The 21,833-nt window shown below is 68.7% G+C and carries 16 protein-coding genes; 9 read left to right on the forward strand and 7 right to left on the reverse strand.

What is annotated here, in order from left to right:
- Positions 1 to 169 precede the first annotated feature (169 nt).
- The 3 genes from AWC03_RS02875 (at position 170) to AWC03_RS02885 (ending at position 3,429) form a co-directional block, all read left to right on the forward strand.
- A complete protein-coding gene (locus AWC03_RS02875; protein WP_085239023.1) occupies positions 170 to 1,414 on the forward strand; it encodes a CaiB/BaiF CoA transferase family protein in 1,245 nt (414 codons plus the stop codon).
- Positions 1,415 to 1,531: 117 nt separating this feature from the next.
- The gene (locus tag AWC03_RS02880; RefSeq protein ID WP_090421930.1) at positions 1,532 to 2,896 is read left to right on the forward strand and encodes a wax ester/triacylglycerol synthase domain-containing protein; all 1,365 of its coding nucleotides are present in this window, start codon (positions 1,532 to 1,534) and stop codon (positions 2,894 to 2,896) included.
- 245 nt (positions 2,897 to 3,141) lie between these two features.
- Positions 3,142 to 3,429, forward strand: coding sequence for an ANTAR domain-containing protein (locus AWC03_RS02885; protein WP_085239025.1), 288 nt, complete (start codon positions 3,142 to 3,144; stop codon positions 3,427 to 3,429).
- 202 nt (positions 3,430 to 3,631) lie between these two features.
- Here the strand turns inward: AWC03_RS02885 and AWC03_RS02890 are convergent, their stop codons facing one another.
- The gene (locus AWC03_RS02890; RefSeq protein ID WP_085239026.1) at positions 3,632 to 4,378 is read right to left on the reverse strand and encodes an IclR family transcriptional regulator; all 747 of its coding nucleotides are present in this window, start codon (positions 4,376 to 4,378) and stop codon (positions 3,632 to 3,634) included.
- A 67-nt stretch (positions 4,379 to 4,445) separates the two neighbouring features.
- Between AWC03_RS02890 and AWC03_RS02895 the strand changes: the two genes are divergently transcribed.
- The gene (locus AWC03_RS02895; RefSeq protein ID WP_085239027.1) at positions 4,446 to 5,786 is read left to right on the forward strand and encodes an FAD-binding oxidoreductase; all 1,341 of its coding nucleotides are present in this window, start codon (positions 4,446 to 4,448) and stop codon (positions 5,784 to 5,786) included.
- On the forward strand, positions 5,786 to 6,595 hold the full coding sequence (locus tag AWC03_RS02900; protein ID WP_085239028.1) for a DAPG hydrolase family protein: 810 nt from the start codon (positions 5,786 to 5,788) through the stop codon (positions 6,593 to 6,595). Before AWC03_RS02895 ends, AWC03_RS02900 begins: the two co-directional genes overlap by 1 nt.
- A 39-nt stretch (positions 6,596 to 6,634) precedes the next feature.
- Here AWC03_RS02900 and AWC03_RS02905 read toward each other — a convergent pair whose 3' ends face one another.
- Positions 6,635 to 8,392, reverse strand: a complete 1,758-nt coding sequence (locus AWC03_RS02905; RefSeq protein ID WP_085239051.1) for a DUF4407 domain-containing protein — start codon at positions 8,390 to 8,392, stop codon at positions 6,635 to 6,637.
- 196 nt (positions 8,393 to 8,588) lie between these two features.
- On the opposite strand from AWC03_RS02905, the gene AWC03_RS02910 reads away from it, so the two are divergent.
- Together AWC03_RS02910 and AWC03_RS02915 are read left to right on the forward strand one after the other, a co-directional pair.
- Entirely contained in the window at positions 8,589 to 9,146 is a 558-nt protein-coding gene (locus tag AWC03_RS02910; RefSeq protein ID WP_085239029.1) for a hypothetical protein, read from the forward strand.
- Between the two features lie 121 nt (positions 9,147 to 9,267).
- Positions 9,268 to 9,696 (forward strand): type II toxin-antitoxin system Rv0910 family toxin, encoded by a 429-nt coding sequence (locus tag AWC03_RS02915; protein WP_085239030.1) that lies wholly within the window; start codon positions 9,268 to 9,270, stop codon positions 9,694 to 9,696.
- 2 nt (positions 9,697 to 9,698) lie between these two features.
- Here AWC03_RS02915 and AWC03_RS02920 read toward each other — a convergent pair whose 3' ends face one another.
- The 5 genes from AWC03_RS02920 to malQ all read right to left on the reverse strand — a co-directional run bounded on the left by AWC03_RS02920 (position 9,699) and on the right by malQ (position 15,685).
- On the reverse strand, positions 9,699 to 9,980 hold the full coding sequence (locus AWC03_RS02920; RefSeq protein ID WP_085239031.1) for a hypothetical protein: 282 nt from the start codon (positions 9,978 to 9,980) through the stop codon (positions 9,699 to 9,701).
- Between the two features lie 120 nt (positions 9,981 to 10,100).
- A complete protein-coding gene (locus AWC03_RS02925; RefSeq protein WP_085239052.1) occupies positions 10,101 to 11,843 on the reverse strand; it encodes a molybdopterin-dependent oxidoreductase in 1,743 nt (580 codons plus the stop codon).
- A 323-nt stretch (positions 11,844 to 12,166) separates the two neighbouring features.
- Positions 12,167 to 12,634, reverse strand: a complete 468-nt coding sequence (locus tag AWC03_RS02930; RefSeq protein WP_085239053.1) for a nuclear transport factor 2 family protein — start codon at positions 12,632 to 12,634, stop codon at positions 12,167 to 12,169.
- Between the two features lie 5 nt (positions 12,635 to 12,639).
- Positions 12,640 to 13,518, reverse strand: a complete 879-nt coding sequence (locus AWC03_RS02935) for an LLM class F420-dependent oxidoreductase (RefSeq protein ID WP_085239032.1) — start codon at positions 13,516 to 13,518, stop codon at positions 12,640 to 12,642.
- Between the two features lie 4 nt (positions 13,519 to 13,522).
- The gene (gene malQ / locus AWC03_RS02940; protein ID WP_085239033.1) at positions 13,523 to 15,685 is read right to left on the reverse strand and encodes a 4-alpha-glucanotransferase; all 2,163 of its coding nucleotides are present in this window, start codon (positions 15,683 to 15,685) and stop codon (positions 13,523 to 13,525) included.
- A 430-nt stretch (positions 15,686 to 16,115) separates the two neighbouring features.
- Between malQ and eccB the strand changes: the two genes are divergently transcribed.
- Together eccB and eccCa are read left to right on the forward strand one after the other, a co-directional pair.
- Positions 16,116 to 17,633: a type VII secretion protein EccB gene (gene eccB, locus AWC03_RS02945; protein WP_085239034.1), complete on the forward strand. Its 1,518-nt coding sequence runs from the start codon at positions 16,116 to 16,118 to the stop codon at positions 17,631 to 17,633.
- A complete protein-coding gene (gene eccCa / locus AWC03_RS02950; protein ID WP_085239035.1) occupies positions 17,630 to 21,799 on the forward strand; it encodes a type VII secretion protein EccCa in 4,170 nt (1,389 codons plus the stop codon). The genes eccB and eccCa overlap by 4 nt, the downstream gene beginning before the upstream one ends.
- Positions 21,800 to 21,833: the final 34 nt, after the last annotated feature.

Genomic DNA, 21,833 nt, shown 5'->3' on the forward strand with positions numbered 1-21,833 from the left:
CCGCGCACACGGCGCGCGGTCACGGGTGTCGGAATCGGGCCAACGGTCGCATCCATCGCATCTCTTCCCCGAAAAACTGCGCTGACCTGCAGCTGGGCTAGCACTACGCCCTAGACTAGCTAGAATATCTAAAATAGCAAGGAATAGCGGTCGGCCGAGGGGAGTGGCGATGTCCGACGAGCGCGGGGGTGTCCGCGGGGGTGTCCTCGCAGGGGTGCGGGTGGTCGAGTTGGCGTCGTGGACCTATGTGCCTTCGGCCGGTGCGGCCCTGGCGGACTGGGGCGCCGACGTGATCAAGGTGGAGGGCGTCGCCTCCGGTGATCCCGGGCGCGCGCTGGTCGTCGGCGGGTTCACCCGGGAGGCGGCCCGTCCGGACGCCGACTTCATCCTCGAATTGGGCAATCGCGGTAAGCGCAGCGTCGCCATCGACATCAAATCCGAAATGGGCCGCGAGCTGTTCGGTCGCCTGCTGGCCAGTGCGGATGTGTTCCTGACCAATTGGCTGCCGGGTGCGCTCGAACGGGCCCGGCTGACGGTGGACGACGTCCGCGCGTTCAACCCGAAGATCATCATCGCCCGCGGCACCGGGCTGGGGGTGCGGGGCCCGGACCGCGACCGGGGCGGGTTCGACGCGGCCACCTACCTCGCGCGGGGCGGCGTCGCGTACACGCTCACGCCGTTCGGCACGGAGACCCCCGCCGTACAGGGGCCCGCGTTCGGCGACCTGCAAGGCGGGGTGACGCTCGCCGGGGGAGTATGCGCCGCGCTGTTTCACCGCGAACGCACCGGTGAACCGACGGTCGTCGACTCCTCGCTGCTGGCGCAGGCGATGTGGGCGATCGCGCCGTCCATCTCGGCGGCCGACTTCTTCGACATCGACGGCATCCCGGGCGCGCCGCCCGGGCTGGCCATCAACCCGCTCGTCAACCGGTACAAGACCCGGGACGGCAGGTGGATCCAGTTGGTGTTCCTGCAACCGGACAAATTCTGGGCGGGGTTCTGCGAGCGCATCGGCCTGGGCGAACTGGCCACCGACGAACGCTTCGTGCCGTCGGTCAACTTGATCGCCAACGCCGCGGCGGCCACCGAGATCCTCACCGAGGTGTTCGCCCGCCACGACCTGGCCCACTGGCAGAAGGCGCTCGAGGACGAACCCGGCGTGTGGGGCGCCCTGGCGACGCCGCGGGAAACCCTCAACGATCCGCAGGTCGAGCCCAACGGATACGTGGTGACCAACGTCGACGACCACGGCGAGAAGTACCGCATCGTCGCCGCGCCCGTCCAGTTCGACGAGACGCCGCCGGCGCCCGCGCGTGCCCCCGAGCACGGCCAGCACACCGAGGAGATCCTGCTGGAGCTCGGCGTCGAATGGGACGACATCGCTACGGCCAAGGACGTCAACGCGATTCTGTAGCGTCCGCGCCCGGCAGTCGACCAAAGGCGCTATCCGTGGGGACCAAAGTCATCGACTGCCGATAACCCGATGACCCCGGGGGTTCGCAGTCGTACGTTTTGTGCAAGGAGTACAAACATGACTGCATTCATGCGTGCCAGCGACGCCTTCACCTGGGCGATGGAGACCGACCCACGACTGCGTTCGACCGTGGTCAGCGTCATCCTTCTGGACCGGTCCCCGGACTGGGACGAAGTGCGCAAACGGTTCGACCTGATCAGCCGCACGCTGCCCATGTTCCGGCAGCGGGTCGTGCAGTCACCGGCGCCGGCCCCGCCGCGGTGGGAGCATTACCGGGATTTCGACCTGGACTACCACTTGCGGCGAGCGACCATCTCCGGCCCCGGAACCCTCGACGACGTGCTCGAGCTCGCGCGGGTCGCCGAGATGCAGGATTTCGACCGGGCCCGCGCGCTGTGGGAGACGACGTTCATCGACGGCCTGGAAAACGGCGGCGCGGCGGTGATCTGCAAGTTCCACCACGCACTCACCGACGGGGTCGGCGGAGTCCAGATCGCGATGCGGCTGTTCGACCTCTCCGAAGACCACTATCCCGCCGAGCCCCTGCCGCCGGAGCCGGAGGTCGCGGGGTCGGGACTGCTGGGCGGCTACCGCGATGCGGTGCGCTACGACGCCGGCCTGCTCAACTCGGCCCTGGTGGGGGCGGCCAACCGGGTGCCACGGTTGATGTACGACAGCGTTCGGCGGCCCATCGCCACCATCCGGTCCGCGGCGACCACCGCGGCATCCGTCTACCGGACCGTCCGGCCGATCAGCCGACCCGGGTCGCCGTTGGCAACGGAGCGCGGCCTGATCCGCCATCTCGCGGTGCATCAGGTGCCGACGCGGCCGCTGCGGGAGGCGGCACACCGGTGCGGTGGGGCGCTGAACGACGCTTTCGTCGCGGGGGTCGCCGGTGGACTGCGCCTCTACCACGAAAAGCACGGCGTGCCGGTGGGCGACCTGCACATCACGATGCCGATCAGCCTGCGGACCCAAGATGACGGCATCGGCGGAAACCGGATCACGCTGATGCGCTTCGACGTGCCCGTCGGCGAGACCGACCCGGCGAAACGCATCACGGCGATCCGGCAGCGTACCGCGGCGGTGCGTAACGAAAAGTCGCTGCCATATACGCAATTGATTGCCGGCGTTCTCAACCTGGCACCCCGGTGGTACATCGGCTCGGTGCTGCGCCACGTCGATTTCGTGGCCAGCGATGTGCCCGGCGTTCCGGTGCCGGTCTTCCTCGGTGGCGTCCCGGTACGCGCACAATACGCATTCGGCCCCACCATCGGTTCGGCCGTCAATGTCACGCTTCTCACTTATGTCGACACCTGCGGGCTCGGCTTGAACATCGACACCACCGCAATTCCCGATTACGACGCCTTCTACGACGCCATCGCCGGTGGCTTCGACGAAATACTCTCCTTGACAAGGTAATTCGAATTCCGCGAATTCCAATTCCCATCGGTGTGCCGCGGGAGTCGTTGATTAGCAGCCGATCCCGAATCGGTCACAGGCGGGTATCAATCACCTCGGTGGTCTGGCACATCGCGCTCGATCGACAAATCATGGCACAGGGCGCCTTTGAGGTTTGCGGCCGCGACGATGCGTAGCGCAGGAATTCCTCGTCCGCTATAGCCAGTGGCGGATTTCGTGACGGCGCCGCAGGAGGTATCCACAGCATGACGACGAACTGGGTCCCCGCCCAGACTTCGTGTGGCCCGCATTCCGGCCGCATCCTCGACACCGCGCGGGGCATTCTCATCGGCCTGCGCCGGTGCCCGTCGGACGCCGCCCTGGACGAATTGCACAGCGCGGCATTGCGGCACAAGGTGCCGGTGTTCGCGATGGCGTGGGCGTTGGTGCACCTGGCCGGCGACGGCGAGAAGACACCGAGTTTCACCGATGCCCAGTCCGCGGCCCGGCACGAATGGGGCCCGCTGTTCTCCTCCGCCGCACTGCCCTGTTGAGCGGGGCTCACGACGTTGGGACGGCCGAGCTTTCGAGGGGTAACCCGGCCGTCACCAACTCCGCCCTGACCGATCCCGGCGACCCCTCGGAGGACCTGCCGTTGCACTGGCCGACCCGGGGGCGTGGTGTCCGGCGCACACGAAGGTGGCGAGCGCCCGGGCTCCCCGGAATCGACTACGGGATCAACCTGGTTCGCTGACGCTAGCGGGCCCAGACCGGCGATTCCGCCGCGGCGCGCAGCGCGGCGACGATGCGCTGTTCCTTCTCCAGGAAGCGCTCCGTCGGAGCCGGCACCGAGATGGCGACCACGTTGTCGCCCACCGCGCGGCGTGCGATCGCGGCCGCCGAAATCCCCGGGGTGTGTTCGTCGCGATCGAACGCCACTCCGGTGCAACGGATCTCGGAGACCTCGGCGCGCAGCCGATCACCCACATCGGGATCGCAGCGCGAGATCACCGCCTCGGCGTCGGCGTGGTCGAGGGTCGCGAGGGCCGCTTTGCCGTTGGCCGTGGAATCCAGCGGGAACCGGACGCCGACGGCCGAGACGGCGCGCAGCCGATGCGAGGATTCGATCTGATCGACGAACCACATTCGCTGGCCGCGCAATATCGAGAGGTCGACCGTCTCCCCGTCGGTCGCGCGCGCGACCCGTTCGATGGTTGGCCGGAAGATCGCCGCGATGTGCGCGCCGTCGGAGTTGCCGAACCCCAGCAAACGGTCGCCCAGGGAAAATCGGCCCTGCGGATCGACGCTGGCCAACCCGACCTCGACCAGGCCCACCAGCAGCCGGCGAGCCGTCGACTTGGCCAGGCCCAGCCGCTCACCGAGGTCGACCAGGCGTAACCGCCCGGGCTCGGCCGCGATCTCGTCCAGCGCGGCGGCGGCGCGGCGTAATACCTGGATGCCTTCGTCGCGGCCGGTTGAAAGATTCTCCCCCGAAGACGGCATTCTTCCACTATATTGTTCCGCATCGCGAATCACAAAGATCCGAATAGCGAATCAAGGGAGATTCCAGATGAGCGGGCTACCGGCCGGGCGGCACCACTTCCGCGGCGACGACGGGTACGAGCCGGCCCGCCGGCGCACCGTGTGGCACCAACGGGTGCCGGAGCGCTATCCCGAAGTCATCGTCCAGGCCGCCGACGCCGACGACATCGTCGCCGGCCTCCGCTACGCCACGGCCCACGGCCTGAAGGTCAGCATCGTTTCCGGCGGGCACAGCTTCGCGGCCAGTCACCTGCGTGACGGCTCCGTTCTGCTCGACGTCAGCCGCCTGGACCATGCCGTCATCGACGCCGGCAAACGGCTCGCCCAAGTCGGTCCGGGCAAGGGCGGCAGCCTGCTCATGGCCGACCTCGAGGCGCAGGGCCTGTTCTTCCCCGGCGGCCACTGCAAGGGTGTCTGCCTCGGCGGTTACCTGCTGCAGGGCGGCTACGGCTGGAACAGCCGCATATACGGCCCCGCCTGCGAGAGCGTCGTCGGCCTGGACGTCGTCACCGCCGAGGGCGAACAGATCCACTGCGACGCCAGCAACAACGCCGACCTCTACTGGGCCGCCCGCGGCGCCGGGCCTGGCTTCTTCGGTGTGGTCACGTCGTTCTACCTGAAGCTCTATCCCCGGCCCGGCGCCTGCGGCACCAGCGTCTACGTCTACCCGTTCGAGCTGGCCGACGAGGTCTTCACGTGGACCCGCGCGGTCGGCGCCGAGGTGGACCCTCGCGTCGAGCTGCAGGCCGTGGCCTCGCGCGGAGAACCGAACATGGGCATCGACACCCCGGTCATCTCGCTCGCCTCGCCCGCGTTCGCGGACTCCGACGAGGAAGCCGAGAAGGCGCTCGCCCTCTTCGGCAGCTGCCCGGTCGCCGATCGCGCGCTGGTCAAAATCCCCTACCTGCCAACAGATTTGCCGACCTGGTATGACGTCGCGATGAGCCACTACCTGTCCGACCACCACTACGCGGTCGACAACATGTGGACCTCGGCGTCGGCCGAAGAGCTGCTGCCGGGCATCCGGACGATCCTGGACACCATGCCCCCGCATCCGGCGCACTTCCTGTGGCTCAACTGGGGTCCGTGCGCTCCCCGCCAGGACATGGCCTACAGCGTCGAAGGTGACATCTACCTGGCCCTGTACGGGTCCTGGAAGGACCCGGCCGACGAGGCGAAATACGCCGACTGGGCGCGGTCCAACATGGCGGCGATGTCGGAGTTCGCGATCGGCATCCAGTTGGCCGACGAGAACCTCGGCCAGCGTCCGGCGCGATTCGCCAGCGACGCCGCCATGGCCAAGCTCGACCGCGTGCGCGCCGAGTACGACCCCGACGGGCTGTTCAACAGCTGGATGGGACGGCTCTGATGGCCGGCGACCTCTATCTGGGCTACCGCGGCGACGACGCGAACACCCCGTTCGGCAAGTTCTTCACACCCGAGATGGCCCCGTTGCCACGCCATGTCGTCGAGGCCTTGGAACACGGCCCGCAAGGCGCCATGGCGCTGTCGGCGTTCGACGAGGCCGCGCGGGTCGCCGACGACGGATACCAGCGGACCGAGAATGGCTACGGGGTCCTCGAGGACGGCGGCTATCAGGTGTCGGTGCGCACCGACATGCCGGGGGTGACCCCGGCCATGTGGTCCTGGTGGTTCGGCTGGCACGGTTGCGACAGCCGCCGTTACAAGCTGTGGCATCCGCGGGCCCATCTGCACGCCGCGTGGAAGGACGGCGACGACGCGGGGCGTCTCGGCGCCCAGCGCTACATCGGCCGCTGGTCGTTGATCAGCGAGTACATCGGCTCGACAATGCTCAATGGCGCAATCCAATTCGTCGAGCCGGCGACGATGGGCTGCCCGCCCGACAGCGACGGTGCGGTGGCGATCTGTGCCCGGCTGGGGTCCAGCGAAGCCCCGGTGGACGTCGGATGGTTCATTCACCACATCCGGTCGACCGCGAACGGGGCCGAGATGCGGTCGCGATTCTGGATGGGCGGACGGCACATCGAGGTGCGCAATGTGCCTGGCGTCGCGTCGCGGGCGGTGCGCCCGATCGCCTCGCGGGTGCTCGGCAACGCCGAGACCAGCGCCCGCAACCTGATGGTGCATTGCGCCCAGGAGATGAATCACCTGGCCGCCTTCCTACCGGACCTCTACGAAGCCTTCGGCAACGAATAGGCGCCCGGGCCCGTTTAGCGCACCGGGGACAGCACGCCGTCAGGCGGGCGGCAGTTGCCGCGGGTCCGCGGGTGGATCGAGTTCGGCCGGTCCGTCGCGCTGCGTCAATTCCGGAGCGCTTCCACGCTCCGACGCGCCCAGCGAGGCGGCGGACAGGTCTTGACCGCCCGGCCGCCGTGCGGTCACCGCGGTACGATCCACGCGCGACGAGTCGATGAATCCCGTGGCGGGGGAGGGCTGTTCATCCGTCGTGGCCGAGGGCGTGGGCCGCTCGCCGGCGTCGGAGCTCTCGGAGTCCATCGTGACCCGGTGGGTGCGCCGCAGCGCGAAGGTGATCTCCTCGACCTCTTCGAAGACCTGACGCGCGGTGCGCAGCGGCGCGGTCGTCGTGTCGAGCACCCGCGCCACGAACGGCGGCACCAGCGGGCGAACCCACCGCGCCGCGGCCTTGGTGGCATCGGGAATCGAGGGAATGAGCGACGCGCCACGGTCTTCGCGCGGCGCGACCTCGCGCCCGGCCGGCGCCGGCAAGTTCTCCACGCCGGTGGTCTGCGCGGGGGCGGGCAGGCCGACCAGCGCCCGGCTGGCGGCCTCGGCTTCCGCGGCGATGGGCAGGTAGATGTCTTCGTCGGCCGGTTCGAGAGTGCGTTGTGACGGCGCCCGCGCCGGGGGCTCGAACGCCGCCTCGATTCGCCGGCGTTGCTGCTCGCGGTCGATCTCCGTCTGGGCCTCGATCGCCATCCGAGCCTGGGTGAGTTGGTGCTCGGCCCACATGATCTCGGCCTCGCGACGGACCTCGGCCCGCTTGATCGCGATGGCGGTGTCCGCCTCGAGTTCTGCGCGTTCGCGCTCCGCGCGCGCCGACGCATGGCGATCCTGGGTGGTCTCTCCACGCCACCGTCCCAGGATCAGCGGCAGCAGGTAGACCAGGACGCAGAACGCGATCGCCATGAGCCGCAACGTCAGGGCGCCGAAGTCGGCCGATGTCAGGTCGTTCATCGCGACCCAGCGCGCTCCCAGGCCGCGATCGGCGTCGGCGACCACGCCGCGGCGCGCCTCGTCGAGCGCGTGCTGCTCCCGGGAGATGGCGGCGTCCAGCGCGGGCGCTTGGCGGTCACGGGCGGCCAACGCGCTGTCCAGTTCGCGCTGGGCATCCGCCAAAACCTCGTTCGCCGTTCGTGTTTCGGGTCCCGCGCCGGGGACACCGGTGATCCGGGTTTGCGGGCAGGCCGGGGTCGGGTGGTATTCGCAGCGCGCGATGACCAGGGCCTGATCCTGCTGCTGGTGAGCCCGGTCGACGGCGCCGTCGAGCGCGGCGCGCGTGTCCCGGGTTTGTTGCAGCGACGCCGACGCTTGCGCCACCGCCGGCGTCGAACCGGCGTCGCGCAGGGCGCGTTCGTCGAGACGATGGTCGATCGAGCCGGAGAGCAGGACGATCGCGGCCAGTTCACCCACGACGGCGCCCAGCGCGGCCGCCACCGCCGCGCGCGCCGCCACCCCGGCCCGGCCCCCGGGGGACCCGGCCGCGGTGGCGCGGGTGACCGCGCCGACCAGCAGTCCGAACACCAGGGTCACCGGCAGGATGGAAAGGAGTGACCAGCGAGTTGACTCGCTCACCGCCAGCGTCGCGACGAGCCAGGCCAGCACCGCCCCGAACAGCACCACCGCGCCGGATACGGCGTGGGTGGACCGCTCGTGGCGCTCATCCAGCTCCCGCCACTGACCACCGCCGAGCCAGGTGAGCAGGCTCGCGGGCGACAGGTCCGAGCGCCGCTCGGCAGCTTTGTGGGCGCACATCGAAAACACCTCCCAACGCAACAAGCCTCCCAGGCCACCACCCGGCGAATCGAATTGAAGCCCCCGGTGTGTGGCGCGCCTCACAATGCGCCGGGATCGACGGCGGTCCCAGCGGGGAGCCGTACCGGGGCCGATTTCCCGCGACGCGGGCAGATCAGCAACGGTTCGCGCGGCCGGCGTGAGACGGTATAAGCCTATGGAGACTCACGATTTTGTCACCTACGAAGAGTTCGGACGCAGATTCTTCGAGGTCGCGGTCACCCCCGAGCGTGTCGCCGCCGCATTCGCCGACATCGCCGGCAACGAGTTCGCCATGGAGCCCATCGCGCAAGGGCCCGGCGGGATCGCCAAGGTCAGCGCGAACGTCAAGATCCACGAGCCCAAAGTCACCCGCCGCCTGGGCGACAGCATCACCTTCGTCATACACATCCCGCTGTCGATCGATCTGCTACTCGACCTCCGACTCGACAAGCAGCGGTTCGTGGTCTCGGGGGACATCGCGTTGCGGGCCACGGCGCGGGCCGCCGAGCCGCTGCTGCTGATCGTCGACGTCGCGAAGCCACGACCGTCCGACATCACCGTCAACGTGTCGTCGAAGTCCTTCCGCGGCGAGGTGTTGCGCATCCTCGCCGGCGTCGACGGTGAGATCCGCCGGTTCGTCGCCCAGTATGTCGCCGAGGAGATCGACGCGCCGCACTCGCAGGCCGCGCAGGTCATCGACGTGGCGAAGCAATTGGCCGAGGCCTGGCCCTGACTTTCCAGGCCGACGCGTAGGTCCGGCCGTCCCCGGGTATCCACCGCGTGTTGCGCGCCTCCCGCCTGTGTCGCGGTGCCGGCGCCCAGCACGATCATCGTCCGGGGAGGAGCGAGAAGACTTGGCTCGAGTAGATGTTTCGGTGACGTCGCAGGTAGATCCGGAGACCGCCTGGAAGCTGGCGTCCGACCTGAGCCGGTTCGACGAGTGGATGACCATTTTCGCCGGATGGCGCGGACCCGTTCCGCAAACCATCGAGGAGGGCACCTGCGTGTCCTCCTGCGTGAAGGTCAAGGGGTTTCGCAACGTCATCCACTGGACGGTCACCCGCTACGACGAGCCGAAATCCATTGAGCTGCAAGGTCGCGGTCGCGGGGGGATTCGCCTCGGAGTGGCGATGACCGTCACGGACGAGCAATCCGGAACCGACTTCCACCTGACCGCGGACATCAGGGGCGGATTGCTCAGCGGTCCGATCGGGGGGCTGGTCGCACGGGTGCTCCGCTCCGATGTGGAGAAGTCCGTGCACAACCTCGTCGCGCTGCAATAGCGCTAGCGTGCCGCGTGGCCGATCGGCCACTCCCGTTCAGACTGGCGAATTCGCCTGCGGTCCATGGTAAGCCAGGCCAAACCGGCGCCGAACCCGAGCAGGGCGACGATGGCCGCCGCTACGCCCGCACCGGCGTCCCCGAGGGCGAAGGTCGCCACGCACACCACGAGTGCCAGGACCGCGGCCCCGACGACGATGAGCCCGGGCGTGTGCTCGACGTCCCGTTCCGGCTCGGCGCCATGTCGATGGGTGGTCCGATCATGGTCGACGGGGCTGTGCCTCATGGGCGTCTCCTCTGCTGTCACTTCCGTTCGGCCGCTTCCGTTGTGCTACCCGGATCGCCGTCGGGACAAACGAAGTGAGGCCGCGACGCCGAGGCGCCACCGCCGAGGATGCCGCGCTGCCTACAGGGTCTGGTGGCGCCCGAAGTACTTGTGGTCCTCGCTGTAACCGCCGTAACCGCTGCCGATGTCGCGGTAGTCGGCGACGAACTCGATTCCCTTGATCCACTTGACGAGTTTGAAGCCGTGCTGCAATTCGTTGCGCAGCCGCAGCGGCCTGCCGTGCATGTAGGGGAGCGGCTGGTCGTTCATCTTGTAGGCGAGCATGGTCATGTGATGGTCCATCTGCCCGATGTGATGGGCGTTGTAATAGATGCCGCCCGTCGCGCCGAGGCCCATCGAATAGAACACCGCCCATTTGGCTTCCGGTAGCGGCTTGACGATGTCCATGATCGTTTTCATCTGCACGCCACCCCATTTGGCGACGCCCGACCAGGCCTGGATGCAGAAGTGCTGGCTGATCTGCTCGTGGTAGGGCAGCGCCATCAAGTCCTCGAGCGAGAACTCCATCGGGTGTTCGACCAGACCGTAGACCTTGAGCCGCCAGTCCTTGAAGTCGTTCTGCTCGAGTTCCTTGTACTCGACGGTCTCGGGCAGGCGCCCGTTGCGCCAATGGTGCGGCGAGATGTCCTTCTCGGTGAAGGCGCCGGGCTTGGGGTCGAGCTGCTCGAGCATGCGTTGGAAGGGGCCGACGAGCGCGTACCCGACCCGCTGGATCACCCGCGGATGGCGAATGGTGAACGGGGTGGCCCACACCCACGCGATCGCCGTCAGCACCATGGCCGCGGCGAAGATCCCGAAGCCGACCCAGCTGTTGTCGTCGCGGGAGGCGAACATGTGGTTGAGGTTTCGCAGCGCGCTGGTCGTCAACACCATCGTGACGTGAACCAGGATGAAGAACAGGAAGTAGACCAGCACCACGAAGTGCAGCGACCGCGCGTGCTGGATGCTCAGCCGCTTGCTCAACCAGTGCACGCGTTGCGACAGCGCGGGCGACATGCCCAGGCCGGTGATCAGCGCGGCGGGTGCGGCGATGAAAACCGTGGTGAAGTAGGCCAACAACTGCAGGCCGTTGTAGGCGACCCACCCGTTGTCGGTCGGCCAGTCCAGTGACAGGTACTGAACCGCCACCGACGCCGCGTTGGGGAAGACGTCCCAGCTGGTCGGGACGATGTGCCGCCACTGGCCGGTGGCGAACAGCAGCACGTAGAAGACCGCGCCGTTGACGAGCCACAGCACGTCCACCCCGAGATGCCACCAACGGGCGAGCCCGATCGAGTGGCGGAACCCGGGCAGCCCGAATTGTGGTGGCAGCGCCACGGTGTCGGAATTGGCCGTCCACAGCTCGTCGTCGGGCACCGGCGGGCCCACCCGCAGCCACTCGTCCTTGCCCGGGGTGGCGTTGCGGCTGAAGTAGAGGCGGGGATGGTCGCAGAGGATCTGGATCCCCGTCCTGATGATGAACATCATCATGAACAGGTTGAAGAAGTGCGTCCACCCGATCCAGGCCGGCAGGCCAGGGGTGACACCGGAGCTGTCCGTCCCGGGATAACGCTGGATGAAGGACTGCACCGCCGGCATGTTGTGCAGGCCTTTGCCGACGGCCACCCCGACGATCAGCAGGGCAAACCCGATGGGGATCAGCCAGAGCAGGTTGAACCACCGGTCACGGCCGATGCGCAGCTTCGGGGCCGTCGCCCGCCTGGTGAGATCGAAGCCGCCGCCGTAGGTCTCGACGTCGATGACGTCTTCGGCGGTGTGAATCTCGTTGCGGTAATCCGGCGGGGACTCCAGCGGCGTGCCCACTGCCAGTGTCGATACATTGCCGTTCGGCGCTGACCGGCCTCCGTTGGTGCCGGCGGCGTCGACGTTCAGGTTCCGATGCTCGGTGTCCGTCACGCCGCCGAAAATACACGAACCGACTTGTATAAATTGGACACGATCAGGAAGAACCGCGGCGCTTCGCGCCCCACCGGGTCCCACGGCCGCAGGCCGCGCTCCGGCGTGGGCAAAATTCGCCTCGACCCGGCCGGTGATAACCGCAATCGCCCAACAATGGCCGCGTTCTTACCGCAGATTCGGTTCATGGGCGGTCGCTGTGAGTTTGCGCAAAGTCTTCTGGAAGCTCGCTAGGCCGGGTCGTGCCGGCGCACCCGGCGGACCGACCGGGTCTCAACGGCGTTGATGGTCAACGCCCGGCGGGCGATCCGCCAGCGGTCGGTCAGCTCGTATTCGTCGTCGTAGCGCAGATGCCAGACCACGTCGGCGAGCTCGTCGCCGCGCTGGTCCCAGTGGTGTGCGATGCACGCGACGCGCCCGCGCGCGGTACCCGGTCGGGCGCCCAGGTCGTACACCTCGCCGATGATGGCGTGCTGGGTCCGGATGAGCGCCGCGACGGCGGCGACCGCGCCGGCGATGGCGTCTCGGCCCTGGTGCGAACGGACCGGCTCGAGCGCCTTCGGCGGGTCGGCCACCACCAGCACGGCGGCGTCGGTGAATAGCTCCGCGACGGAGTCGAATTGGCGGTCATCGACGTGCGCCGCGTATCGGTGCACCAAGTCGCTGAGGGCGGCTCGGTCGTCGGTCGACAGCGTCATCGGGGTCACGCGAGCGACAGGCGTTGCGCACACGCCGACAGCATGTCCTTGGCCTGCTCGATGTCGGTGGTCGGCGGCATGGCCAACACCAGCCGGTCGGCGCCCTGCTCGACGAGGCCGGCGGCGCGGTCCGCGTCGATCTTGTTGACCGCGTGACCCAATGAGACTTCCAGGGTCGCCGGATCGCGGCCGGCCGACGACGCCTCGTCGCGCATGAGCGCGATCAGCGACGCCAGGGTGGGTCCGGTCACGCCGAGCGGCTGAAAGCCGTCGCCGAACCGTCCGGCCCGGCGGGCCGCCGCGCGGCTGTGCCCACCGATATGGATCGGGAGACGTTGGCCGGCAACCGGTTTGGGGTAGCACATGATGTTGTCGAAGTCGAAGAATTCACCGTGGTGCGAGGCCCCGCGCGGGTGGTCGGCCCAGAGCGTCCGCAAGACGGCCAACTGCTCGTCGGCTCGGCGGCCGCGGTCCTCGAAATCGGCGCCGCACGCCTCGAGTTCCTCCTTGAGCCATCCCACGCCCACGCACAGTCGCAGCCGTCCGCCCGACAGGGCGTCCACGGTGGCGGCCCGCTTGGCCAGGACCACCGGATGATGGTTGGGCAGCACCAGCACGCCGGTGGCCAGACCCAGGGTGGTGGTGCGCCCGGCCAGGAAGGCCAGCAGGTCGAGCGGGTCGGGGATGGGGCAATCGGCGGCCAGGCCGACGCGTCCGGAACTGTCATACGGGTAGACGCTCTCGTAGCGGGTGACCAGCACGGTGTGCTCGACGACGACGATCGACTCGAAGCCGCACCGTTCCAGGTGGCCCGCGAAGGCCGCCATCCACTCGGGATCCGCGGTGACACCGTCGGCGACCGGCGCTACGACTGAGACCTTCATGGCCTCAGAAGCTAACAGGCGCGCTTTCGACGGCGACCGGCGCGATTGCACTGCGCACCGCCTCGGCCAGCGCCGCCGCCCGAGGGTCGGTGAACACGTCCTCGAGCAGGACCGGGCTGCCGTCCGGGCCGGTCAGCGGAATCCGCCAGTTGGGGTATTCGTCGGTGGTCCCGGGCTGATTCTGGGTCCGGCGGTCGCCCACCGCGTCGGTCAGCGCCACGCCGACCAGGCGCGACGGCGTCCGGCCCAGGTACCGATACAGGGCGAGCACGACGCTTTCCGCGTCGGCGGCGTCGTCGTCGAGCAAGCCCACCCGGCGCAATTCGGCCAGCCAGGCCGCCAGTTCTGCCCGATCGGAGGCCAGTTCGTCCTCGGCGGGGCGGGTGAGCAATCCGAGGCGTTCCCGCAACCGCACGTGGTCACCCGCCAGGTAGCCGGCGGTAGGCGGCAGATCGTGGGTGGTCACCGAGGACAGGCAGTACTCCCGCCAGCGCTCGGCGGGCAGCGGGCCGCCGTTTCCGTCGCGGTCCAACTCGAACCACAGGATCGACGTGCCGAGCAGACCGCGTAACAACAGATAGTCACGCACCCAGGGTTCGACGGTGCCGAGGTCCTCGCCGACCACCAGCGCACCGGCGCGGTGTGCTTCCAGGGCGACAATGCCGATCATCGCTTCATGGTCGTAACGCACGTAGGTGCCCGCCGTGGGCGGCGCTCCTTCCGGGATCCACCACAGCCGGAACAACCCGATGATGTGGTCGATGCGCACGCCGCCGGCATGCCGCAGCACGGCACGGATCAACGCCCGGAAGGGGCGGTACTCGTCGGCGTCCAGTCGGTCGGGCCGCCACGGCGGCTGGGACCAGTCCTGGCCGAGCTGATTGAACTCGTCCGGCGGCGCGCCGGCGGTGACGCCCAGCGCCAGCACGTCTTGCAGGGCCCACGCGTCGGCGCCGTTGGGATGCACGCCGACCGCCAGGTCGTGCATCACGCCCAGCGCCATTCCGGCCCGCACCGCCTGCGACTGCGCCGCGGCGAGCTGCTCGTCGAGTTGCCACTGCAGCCAACGATGGAAATCGACTGTCCCCGAATGCTTTTCGGCGAAGGTGGCGACTCCGGGCGCGTCGGGATGCTGTAGCGACTCCGGCCAGGAGTGCCAGTCGGCGCCGTACTTCTCGGCCAGGGCGCACCAGATGGCGAAATCGTCGAGCGCGCTGCCCTCACGGGCCCGGAAGGCCTGGTAGGACAACTCACGCCCCGCCGACCGCGGCACCCGGTGCACCAGCTCGAGCGCGGCGCGCTTCGCCGCCCACGCGGCGTCGCGATCGATGGCGTCGAGTCGAGCGGCTCGCTGTTGGACCTCGGAGCGCAGCCGCCGCACCCGGCTGCGCTTGGGCAGCTCGGCGAACTCGGGGATCGCCTCGACATGCAGATAAATCGGGTTGACGAAGCGCCGCGACGTCGGCAGGTAGGGCGACGGTTCCATGGGACGCGTCGGGGCCGCCGCGTGCAGCGGATTGACCAACAGATAGTCGGCGCCGTGCCGCGACGCCGACCACACCGCCAGATCGGTCAGATCGGTCAGATCGCCGACGCCCCACGACTGTCTGGAGCGCACGCTGTAGAGCTGGGCGGCCAGGCCCCAGCCCCGGCGGGCGCCGAGCCGCTCGGGCAGCCCGAGCCAGTCCGGCGTCACGATCAGCGCGGTGCTCGTCTCCCCGTCGGAGGAACGCAGATGCACCCGGTGATAGCCCAGCGGCAGGTCGGCCGGCAGCGCGAAGCTGGCCTCACCGACCCAGCGCCCGCCCAGGTCGAACGGCGGCGTGAAGTTGTCGACCTGCTCGATCCCGCCGCGCACCGTGCCGTCCTCGAGCTGCAACCAGACCTCGGCGGGCTCCCCGTGGGTCACGTGTGCCCAGAACCGGGTCTGCTCCCCGGTGCGACCGACGATGGTCGCCGGCAACCGCCGCGCCCAGTGCGACCGCAGCTTGGCGGTCAGGGCCACGTTGCGCTCCTGCTCGGTGCCGGCCGCCACGCCCAGCGTGGCCAACACCGCCACCAGCGTGGACGCCGGAACCGGCACCCGCCGACCGGTCCAGTCCTCGTACTCGGTGGCGATGCCGTATCTCCTGGCAAGTTCGACCAGCGACGGCGCGAGCTCACTCATACCGCTCATCTTGCTGCCAGAATTCGCCGCCCGGCGAATCGGGGAGAGTCGCGTCCGGCGCCCGCGCCCGCGACCGCCCGTTTCGCCGGCCGGCGCGGGCCGCCGCGTTCGCTTCAGCGCCAACGTTCAACAGGACGAGCCGGCCATTCGCCATTACGATGCCCTGAGGAGACATGGGGAGTCCGGGCGGGGGACCGGCGGGAATCCGATAGTGCCAGTTCAACGGCGCCTGGCGCGGTGCGGTCGTCGCGCAAACCGGCGAGCCGCCGACGACCGGACACCTATAGATAAAGAGATGTGGCAGCGAACGCCATCGGCGCCGCGTGGCGAGGCCCTTACGGGTGCCTTACGGTTGTCGATGTAATTCGCGCAGCGGATATTTATTACGGACGATATCCAGGCGATCTAGCAGACCGGATGGTGAATTAACGTGGCGGAAGAGAGTCGCGGACAACGCGGGTCGGGGTACGGCCTCGGGTTGTCGACGCGGACGCAGGTGACCGGCTACCAATTCCTCGCTCGTCGCACCGCAATGGCCCTCACCCGCTGGCGCGTCCGCATGGAGGTCGAGCCGGGACGGCGGCAGACGTTGGCCGTGGTGGCCTCGGTTTCGGCGGCCATGGTGATCTGCCTGGGCGCTCTGCTGTACTCGTTCCTCAGCCCGGCGGGCCAGGTGGGGGATTCGCCGATCATCGCCGACCGCGACTCCGGCGCGCTCTACGTCCGCGTGGGCGACAAGCTCTACCCGGCGCTGAACCTGGCCTCGGCGCGGTTGATCACCGGTCGCCCGGACAACCCGCACCTGGTCAAGGGCAACCAGATCGCCAGCCTGCCGCGCGGCCCGCTGGTCGGCATCCCCGGCGCGCCGTCGAACTTCCACCCCACGGCCCCGTCCACGTCGTCGTGGCTGGTGTGCGACACCGTCGCCACCTCGACCGGTGCCAGCGCGCCGTCCGGAGTGACCGTGACCGTGATCGACGGGAACCCCGACCTCAGCAACCACCGACACGTGCTGAACGGTTCGGATGCCGTGGTGCTGAGCTACGGCGGGGACGCCTGGGTGATCCGCGAGGGACGCCGATCGCGCATCGACGCGACGAACCGATCGGTGCTGTTGCCGCTGGGCCTGACACCGGAGCAGGTCGGCCAGGCGAAGCCCATGAGCCGCGCGTTGTTCGACGCGCTGCCGGTGGGTCCGGAGCTGACCGTGCCCCAGGTGCAGAACGCGGGCGCGGCCGCGTCGTTCCCGGGTGCGCCCGGCCCGATCGGGACGGTCATCGTCACGCCCCAGATCAGTGGGCCGCAACAGTATTCGCTGGTGCTGGCGGACGGCGTGCAGACGCTGCCGCCGCTGGTGGCGCAGATCCTGCAGAACGCGGGCCCGGGCAACACCAAACCGGTGACCGTGGAACCGTCCGCTCTGGCCAAGATGCCGGTCGTCAACAAGCTGGACCTGTCGTCCTACCCGGACGCCCCGCTCAACGTGGCGGACATCCGCGAGAACCCGGCGACCTGCTGGTGGTGGCAGAAGACCTCGGGTGAGAACCGGGCCCGCATTCAGGTCATCTCCGGCGCGACCATCCCGGTCGCCGCCAACGACCAGAGCAAGGTCGTGTCGCTGGTCAAGGCCGACACCACCGGTCGCGAGGCCGACCAGGTCTTCTTCGGGCCCGACTACGGCAACTTCGTGGCCGTCACCGGGAATGACCCCGGCGCCAAGACGACGGAATCGCTGTGGTGGCTGACCGACGCGGGCGCCCGGTTCGGCGTCGACGACACCCGTGACGTCCGCGAGGCGCTGGGTCTGAAGACGAAACCGAGCCTGGCGCCATGGGTGGCGCTGCGGCTGCTCCCGCAAGGGCCGACCTTGTCGCGGGCCGACGCGCTCGTGGAGCACGACACCCTACCGATGGATATGTCCCCAGCAGAATTGGCGGTACCTAAGTGAAACGCGGGTTTGCTCGGCCGACACCGGAGAAGCCTCCGGTCATCAAGCCGGAGAACATCGTCCTCCCGACGCCCCTGAGCATTCCGCCTCCGGAGGGCAAGCCCTGGTGGCTGGTGGTGGTCGGCGTGTTGGTGGTCGGCCTGCTGATCGGCATGGTCGGCATGACCTTCGCCAGCGGCTCGCACGTGTTCGGCGGCGCCGGCGCCATCTTCCCGATCTTCATGATCGGCGGCGTGGCGATGATGATGTTCGGCGGCCGGTTCGGCGGTCAGCAGCAGATGAGCCGGCCCAAGCTGGACGCGATGCGCGCCCAATTCATGCTGATGCTGGACATGCTGCGCGAGACCGCCCACGAGTCCGCCGACAGCATGGACGCCAACTACCGGTGGTTCCACCCGGCGCCCACCACGTTGTCCGCCGCCGTGGGCACCTCGCGGATGTGGGAACGCAAGCCCGACGGCAAGGACCTCAATTTCGGTGTGGTGCGGGTCGGTGTCGGCATGACGCGGCCCGAGGTGACCTGGGGTGAGCCGCAGAACATGCCGACCGACATCGAGCTGGAGCCGGTAACCGGTAAGGCGCTGCAGGAATTCGGTCGCTACCAGAGCGTCGTCTACAACCTGCCCAAGATGATCTCGTTGCTCGTCGAACCCTGGTATTCGCTCGACGGCGAGCGGGAGCAGGTCCTGGGACTGATGCGCGCGATCATCTGCCAGCTGGCGTTCTCGCACGGCCCCGACCACGTGCAGATGGTCGTGGTCACGTCGGACCTGGACGAATGGGACTGGGTCAAGTGGCTTCCGCACTTCGGTGACCCGCGCCGCCAGGACGCCGCCGGCAACGCGCGGATGGTCTACAGCTCGGTGCGCGAGTTCGCCGCCGAGCAGGCCGAATTGTTCGCCGGCCGTGGATCTTTCACACCCCGGCACGCGAGCTCGTCGGCGCAGACCCCGACACCCCACACGGTGATCGTCGCCGACGTCGTCGACCCTCAGTGGGAGTTCGTGATCAGCGCCGAAGGCATCGACGGAGTGACCTTCTTCGACCTGACCGGCGCGTCGATGTGGACAGCGGTTCCCGAACGCACCCTGCGCTTCGACGACAAGGGCGTGATCGAGGCGCTGCCCCGCGACCGCGACACCTGGATGGTGATCGACGAGAAGCCGTGGTTCTTCGCGCTGACCGACCACATCAGCATCGCCGAGGCGGAGGAATTCGCGCAGGCGCTGGCCCACTGGCGGCTTGCCGAGGCCTACGAAGAGATCGGGCAGCGGGTGGCCCACATCGGCGCCCGGGACATCCTGAGCTACTACGGAATCGACGACCCCGGCCGCATCGACTTCCATGCGCTGTGGGGCGCCCGCACCGACACGATGGGCCGGTCGCGACTGCGGGCGCCGTTCGGTAACCGCTCCGACAACGGCGAATTGCTGTTCTTGGACATGAAGTCGCTCGACGAGGGCGGTGACGGTCCGCACGGTGTCATGTCCGGAACGACGGGTTCGGGTAAATCGACCCTGGTGCGGACCGTGATCGAATCGCTGATGCTCAGCCACCCGCCGGAGGAGCTGCAGTTCGTGCTGGCCGACCTCAAGGGTGGGTCGGCGGTCAAGCCGTTCGCCGGCGTCCCGCACGTCTCGCGGATCATCACCGACCTGGAAGAAGACCAGGCGCTGATGGAACGCTTCCTGGACGCCCTGTGGGGTGAGATCGCCCGGCGCAAGGCGATCTGCGACAGCGCCGGTGTCGACGACGCCAAGGAGTACAACTCCGTCCGGCTCAGGATGCAGGCACGCGGCCAGGACATGCCGGCGCTGCCGATGCTCGTGGTCGTCATCGACGAGTTCTACGAGTGGTTCCGCATCATGCCGACCGCGGTCGACGTGCTCGACTCGATCGGCCGGCAGGGCCGCGCCTACTGGATCCACCTGATGATGGCGTCACAGACCATCGAGAGCCGGGCCGAAAAGCTCATGGAGAACATGGGTTACCGGCTGGTGCTGAAAGCGCGCACCGCGGGTGCGGCGCAGGCGGCGGGCGTGCCGAACGCGGTGAACCTGCCGGCGCAGGCGGGTCTGGGCTACTTCCGGCGCAGCCTGGAGGACATCGTCCGATTCCAGGCGGAGTTCCTGTGGCGGGACTACTTCGCGCGCGGGCTCACCGACGACGGCGACGAGGCGCCCGCGCTGGTGCACAGCATCGACTACGTCCGCCCGCAACTGTTCACCAACTCCTTCACCCCGCTCGAGGTGAGCGTGGGCGGACCCGAACTCACCCCGGCGGCGATCACGAACGGCGAGACGGCCGAAGCCGAGGGCGCCCCGAGTGAGGACGACGACGTCGAGGGCATCAGGGTCCCCAAGGTCGGCACGGTGATCATCGATCAGCTGCGCAAGATCGACTTCGAGCCGTACCGGTTGTGGCAACCGCCGCTGAACCAGCCCGTCCCCATCGACGAGTTGGTCAACCGGTTCCTCGGTCACCCGTGGCAGGAGGACTACGGTTCCGCCAAGGACCTGGTCTTCCCGATCGGGATCATCGACCGGCCCTTCAAGCACGACCAGCCGCCGTGGACCGTCGACACCTCCGGGCCGGGCGCCAACGTCCTGATCCTGGGCGCCGGCGGCTCGGGCAAGACGACGGCTCTGCAGACCCTGATCTGCTCGGCCGCGCTGACCCACACTCCCGAGCAGGTCCAGTTCTACTGCCTGGCCTACAGCAGCACCGCACTGACCACGGTCGCCCGGTTGCCGCACGTGGGTGAGGTGGCCGGTCCGACCGACCCGTACGGCGTGCGCCGCACGGTGGCCGAACTGCTGGCGTTGGTGCGCCAGCGCAAGAGCACGTTCCTCGAGTACGGCATCGCCTCGATGGAGGTCTTCCGGCGACGCAAGTTCGGCGGCGAGCCCGGCCCCGTCCCCAACGACGGGTTCGGCGACGTCTACCTGGTGGTCGACAACTACCGGGCACTGGCCGAAGAGAACGAGGTTCTGATCGAGCAGGTCAACGTGATCATCAACCAGGGCCCCTCGTTCGGGGTGCACGTGGTGGTCACCGCCGATCGCGAGTCGGAGCTGCGGCCGCCGGTGCGCAGCGGCTTCGGCTCCCGGGTCGAGTTGCGACTGGCGGCCGTGGAAGACGCCAAACTGGTGCGCTCCCGCTTCGCCAAGGACGTTCCCGTCAAGCCCGGCCGCGGCATGGTCGCGGTCAACTACGTCCGCCTGGACTCCGACCCGCAGGCCGGTCTGCACACGTTGGTGGCCCGGCCCGCGTTCGCGACCACCCCGGACTACGTGTTCGAGTCCGACAGCGTGATCGACGCGGTCAGTCGCCTTACCAGCGCGCAGGCGCCGCCGGTGCGCCGTCTCCCGGCGCGGTTCGACCTGGAGCAGCTGCGTGAGCTGGCCGCGCGAGACACCCGTCAAGGGGTTGGCGCGGGCGGAATCGCTTGGGCCATCTCCGAGTTGGATCTGTCGCCGGTCTATCTCAACTTCGCCGAGAACGCGCACCTGATGGTGACGGGACGACGCGAATGTGGGCGCACCACCACGCTGGCCACCATCATGAGTGAAATCGGCCGGCTGTACGCACCGGGGGCGAGCAGCGCACCGCCGCCACCGGCCGGCCAGCCGTCGGCGCAGGTGTGGCTGGTGGACCCACGGCGTCAGCTGCTGACGACACTGGGTCCGGACTACGTCGAGAAGTTCGCCTACAACCTCGACGGCGTCCAGGCGATGATGGGCGAACTGGCCGCGGTGCTGGCCGGGCGCGAACCGCCGCCCGGCCTGTCCGCGGAGGAGTTGCTGTCGCGTAACTGGTGGAGCGGGCCGGAGATCTTCCTGATCGTCGACGACATCCAGCAGCTGCCGGCGGGTTTCGATTCGCCGCTGCACAAGGCCGCGCCGTGGGTGACCAGGGCGGCCGACGTCGGGTTGCACGTGCTCGTCACGCGCACCTTCGGTGGCTGGTCCTCGGCGGGCTCCGACCCGATGTTGCGGGCGCTCGCCCAGGCGAACGCGCCGTTGCTGGTGATGGACGCCGACCCGGACGAGGGCTTCATCCGCGGCAAGATGAAGGGTGGCCCGCTGCCCCGCGGCCGAGGCCTGCTGATGGCCGAGGACACCGGTGTGTTCGTCCAGGTCGCGGCGACCGAATTGCGCAAGTAGGACGTGGCTGCGCTGGGGCTGGCCGGGTGGGCCG

The sequence above is a fragment of the Mycobacterium europaeum genome, assembly GCF_002102155.1.
GTDB lineage: Bacteria > Actinomycetota > Actinomycetes > Mycobacteriales > Mycobacteriaceae > Mycobacterium > Mycobacterium europaeum.

Bases quoted from the DNA above. Each gene is read 5' to 3' on its own strand.
- malQ (WP_085239033.1), bottom strand. From the start codon at position 15,685: ATGAGTGAGCTCGCGCCGTCGCTGGTCGAACTTGCCAGGAGATACGGC.
- AWC03_RS02900 (WP_085239028.1), top strand. From the start codon at position 5,786: ATGGCCGGCGACCTCTATCTGGGCTACCGCGGCGACGACGCGAACACC.
- AWC03_RS02890 (WP_085239026.1), bottom strand. From the start codon at position 4,378: ATGCCGTCTTCGGGGGAGAATCTTTCAACCGGCCGCGACGAAGGCATC.
- AWC03_RS02885 (WP_085239025.1), top strand. From the start codon at position 3,142: ATGACGACGAACTGGGTCCCCGCCCAGACTTCGTGTGGCCCGCATTCC.
- AWC03_RS02880 (WP_090421930.1), top strand. From the start codon at position 1,532: ATGACTGCATTCATGCGTGCCAGCGACGCCTTCACCTGGGCGATGGAG.
- AWC03_RS02895 (WP_085239027.1), top strand. From the start codon at position 4,446: ATGAGCGGGCTACCGGCCGGGCGGCACCACTTCCGCGGCGACGACGGG.
- AWC03_RS02930 (WP_085239053.1), bottom strand. From the start codon at position 12,634: ATGACGCTGTCGACCGACGACCGAGCCGCCCTCAGCGACTTGGTGCAC.
- AWC03_RS02905 (WP_085239051.1), bottom strand. From the start codon at position 8,392: ATGTGCGCCCACAAAGCTGCCGAGCGGCGCTCGGACCTGTCGCCCGCG.
- AWC03_RS02910 (WP_085239029.1), top strand. From the start codon at position 8,589: ATGGAGACTCACGATTTTGTCACCTACGAAGAGTTCGGACGCAGATTC.
- AWC03_RS02875 (WP_085239023.1), top strand. From the start codon at position 170: ATGTCCGACGAGCGCGGGGGTGTCCGCGGGGGTGTCCTCGCAGGGGTG.
- AWC03_RS02935 (WP_085239032.1), bottom strand. From the start codon at position 13,518: ATGAAGGTCTCAGTCGTAGCGCCGGTCGCCGACGGTGTCACCGCGGAT.
- AWC03_RS02920 (WP_085239031.1), bottom strand. From the start codon at position 9,980: ATGAGGCACAGCCCCGTCGACCATGATCGGACCACCCATCGACATGGC.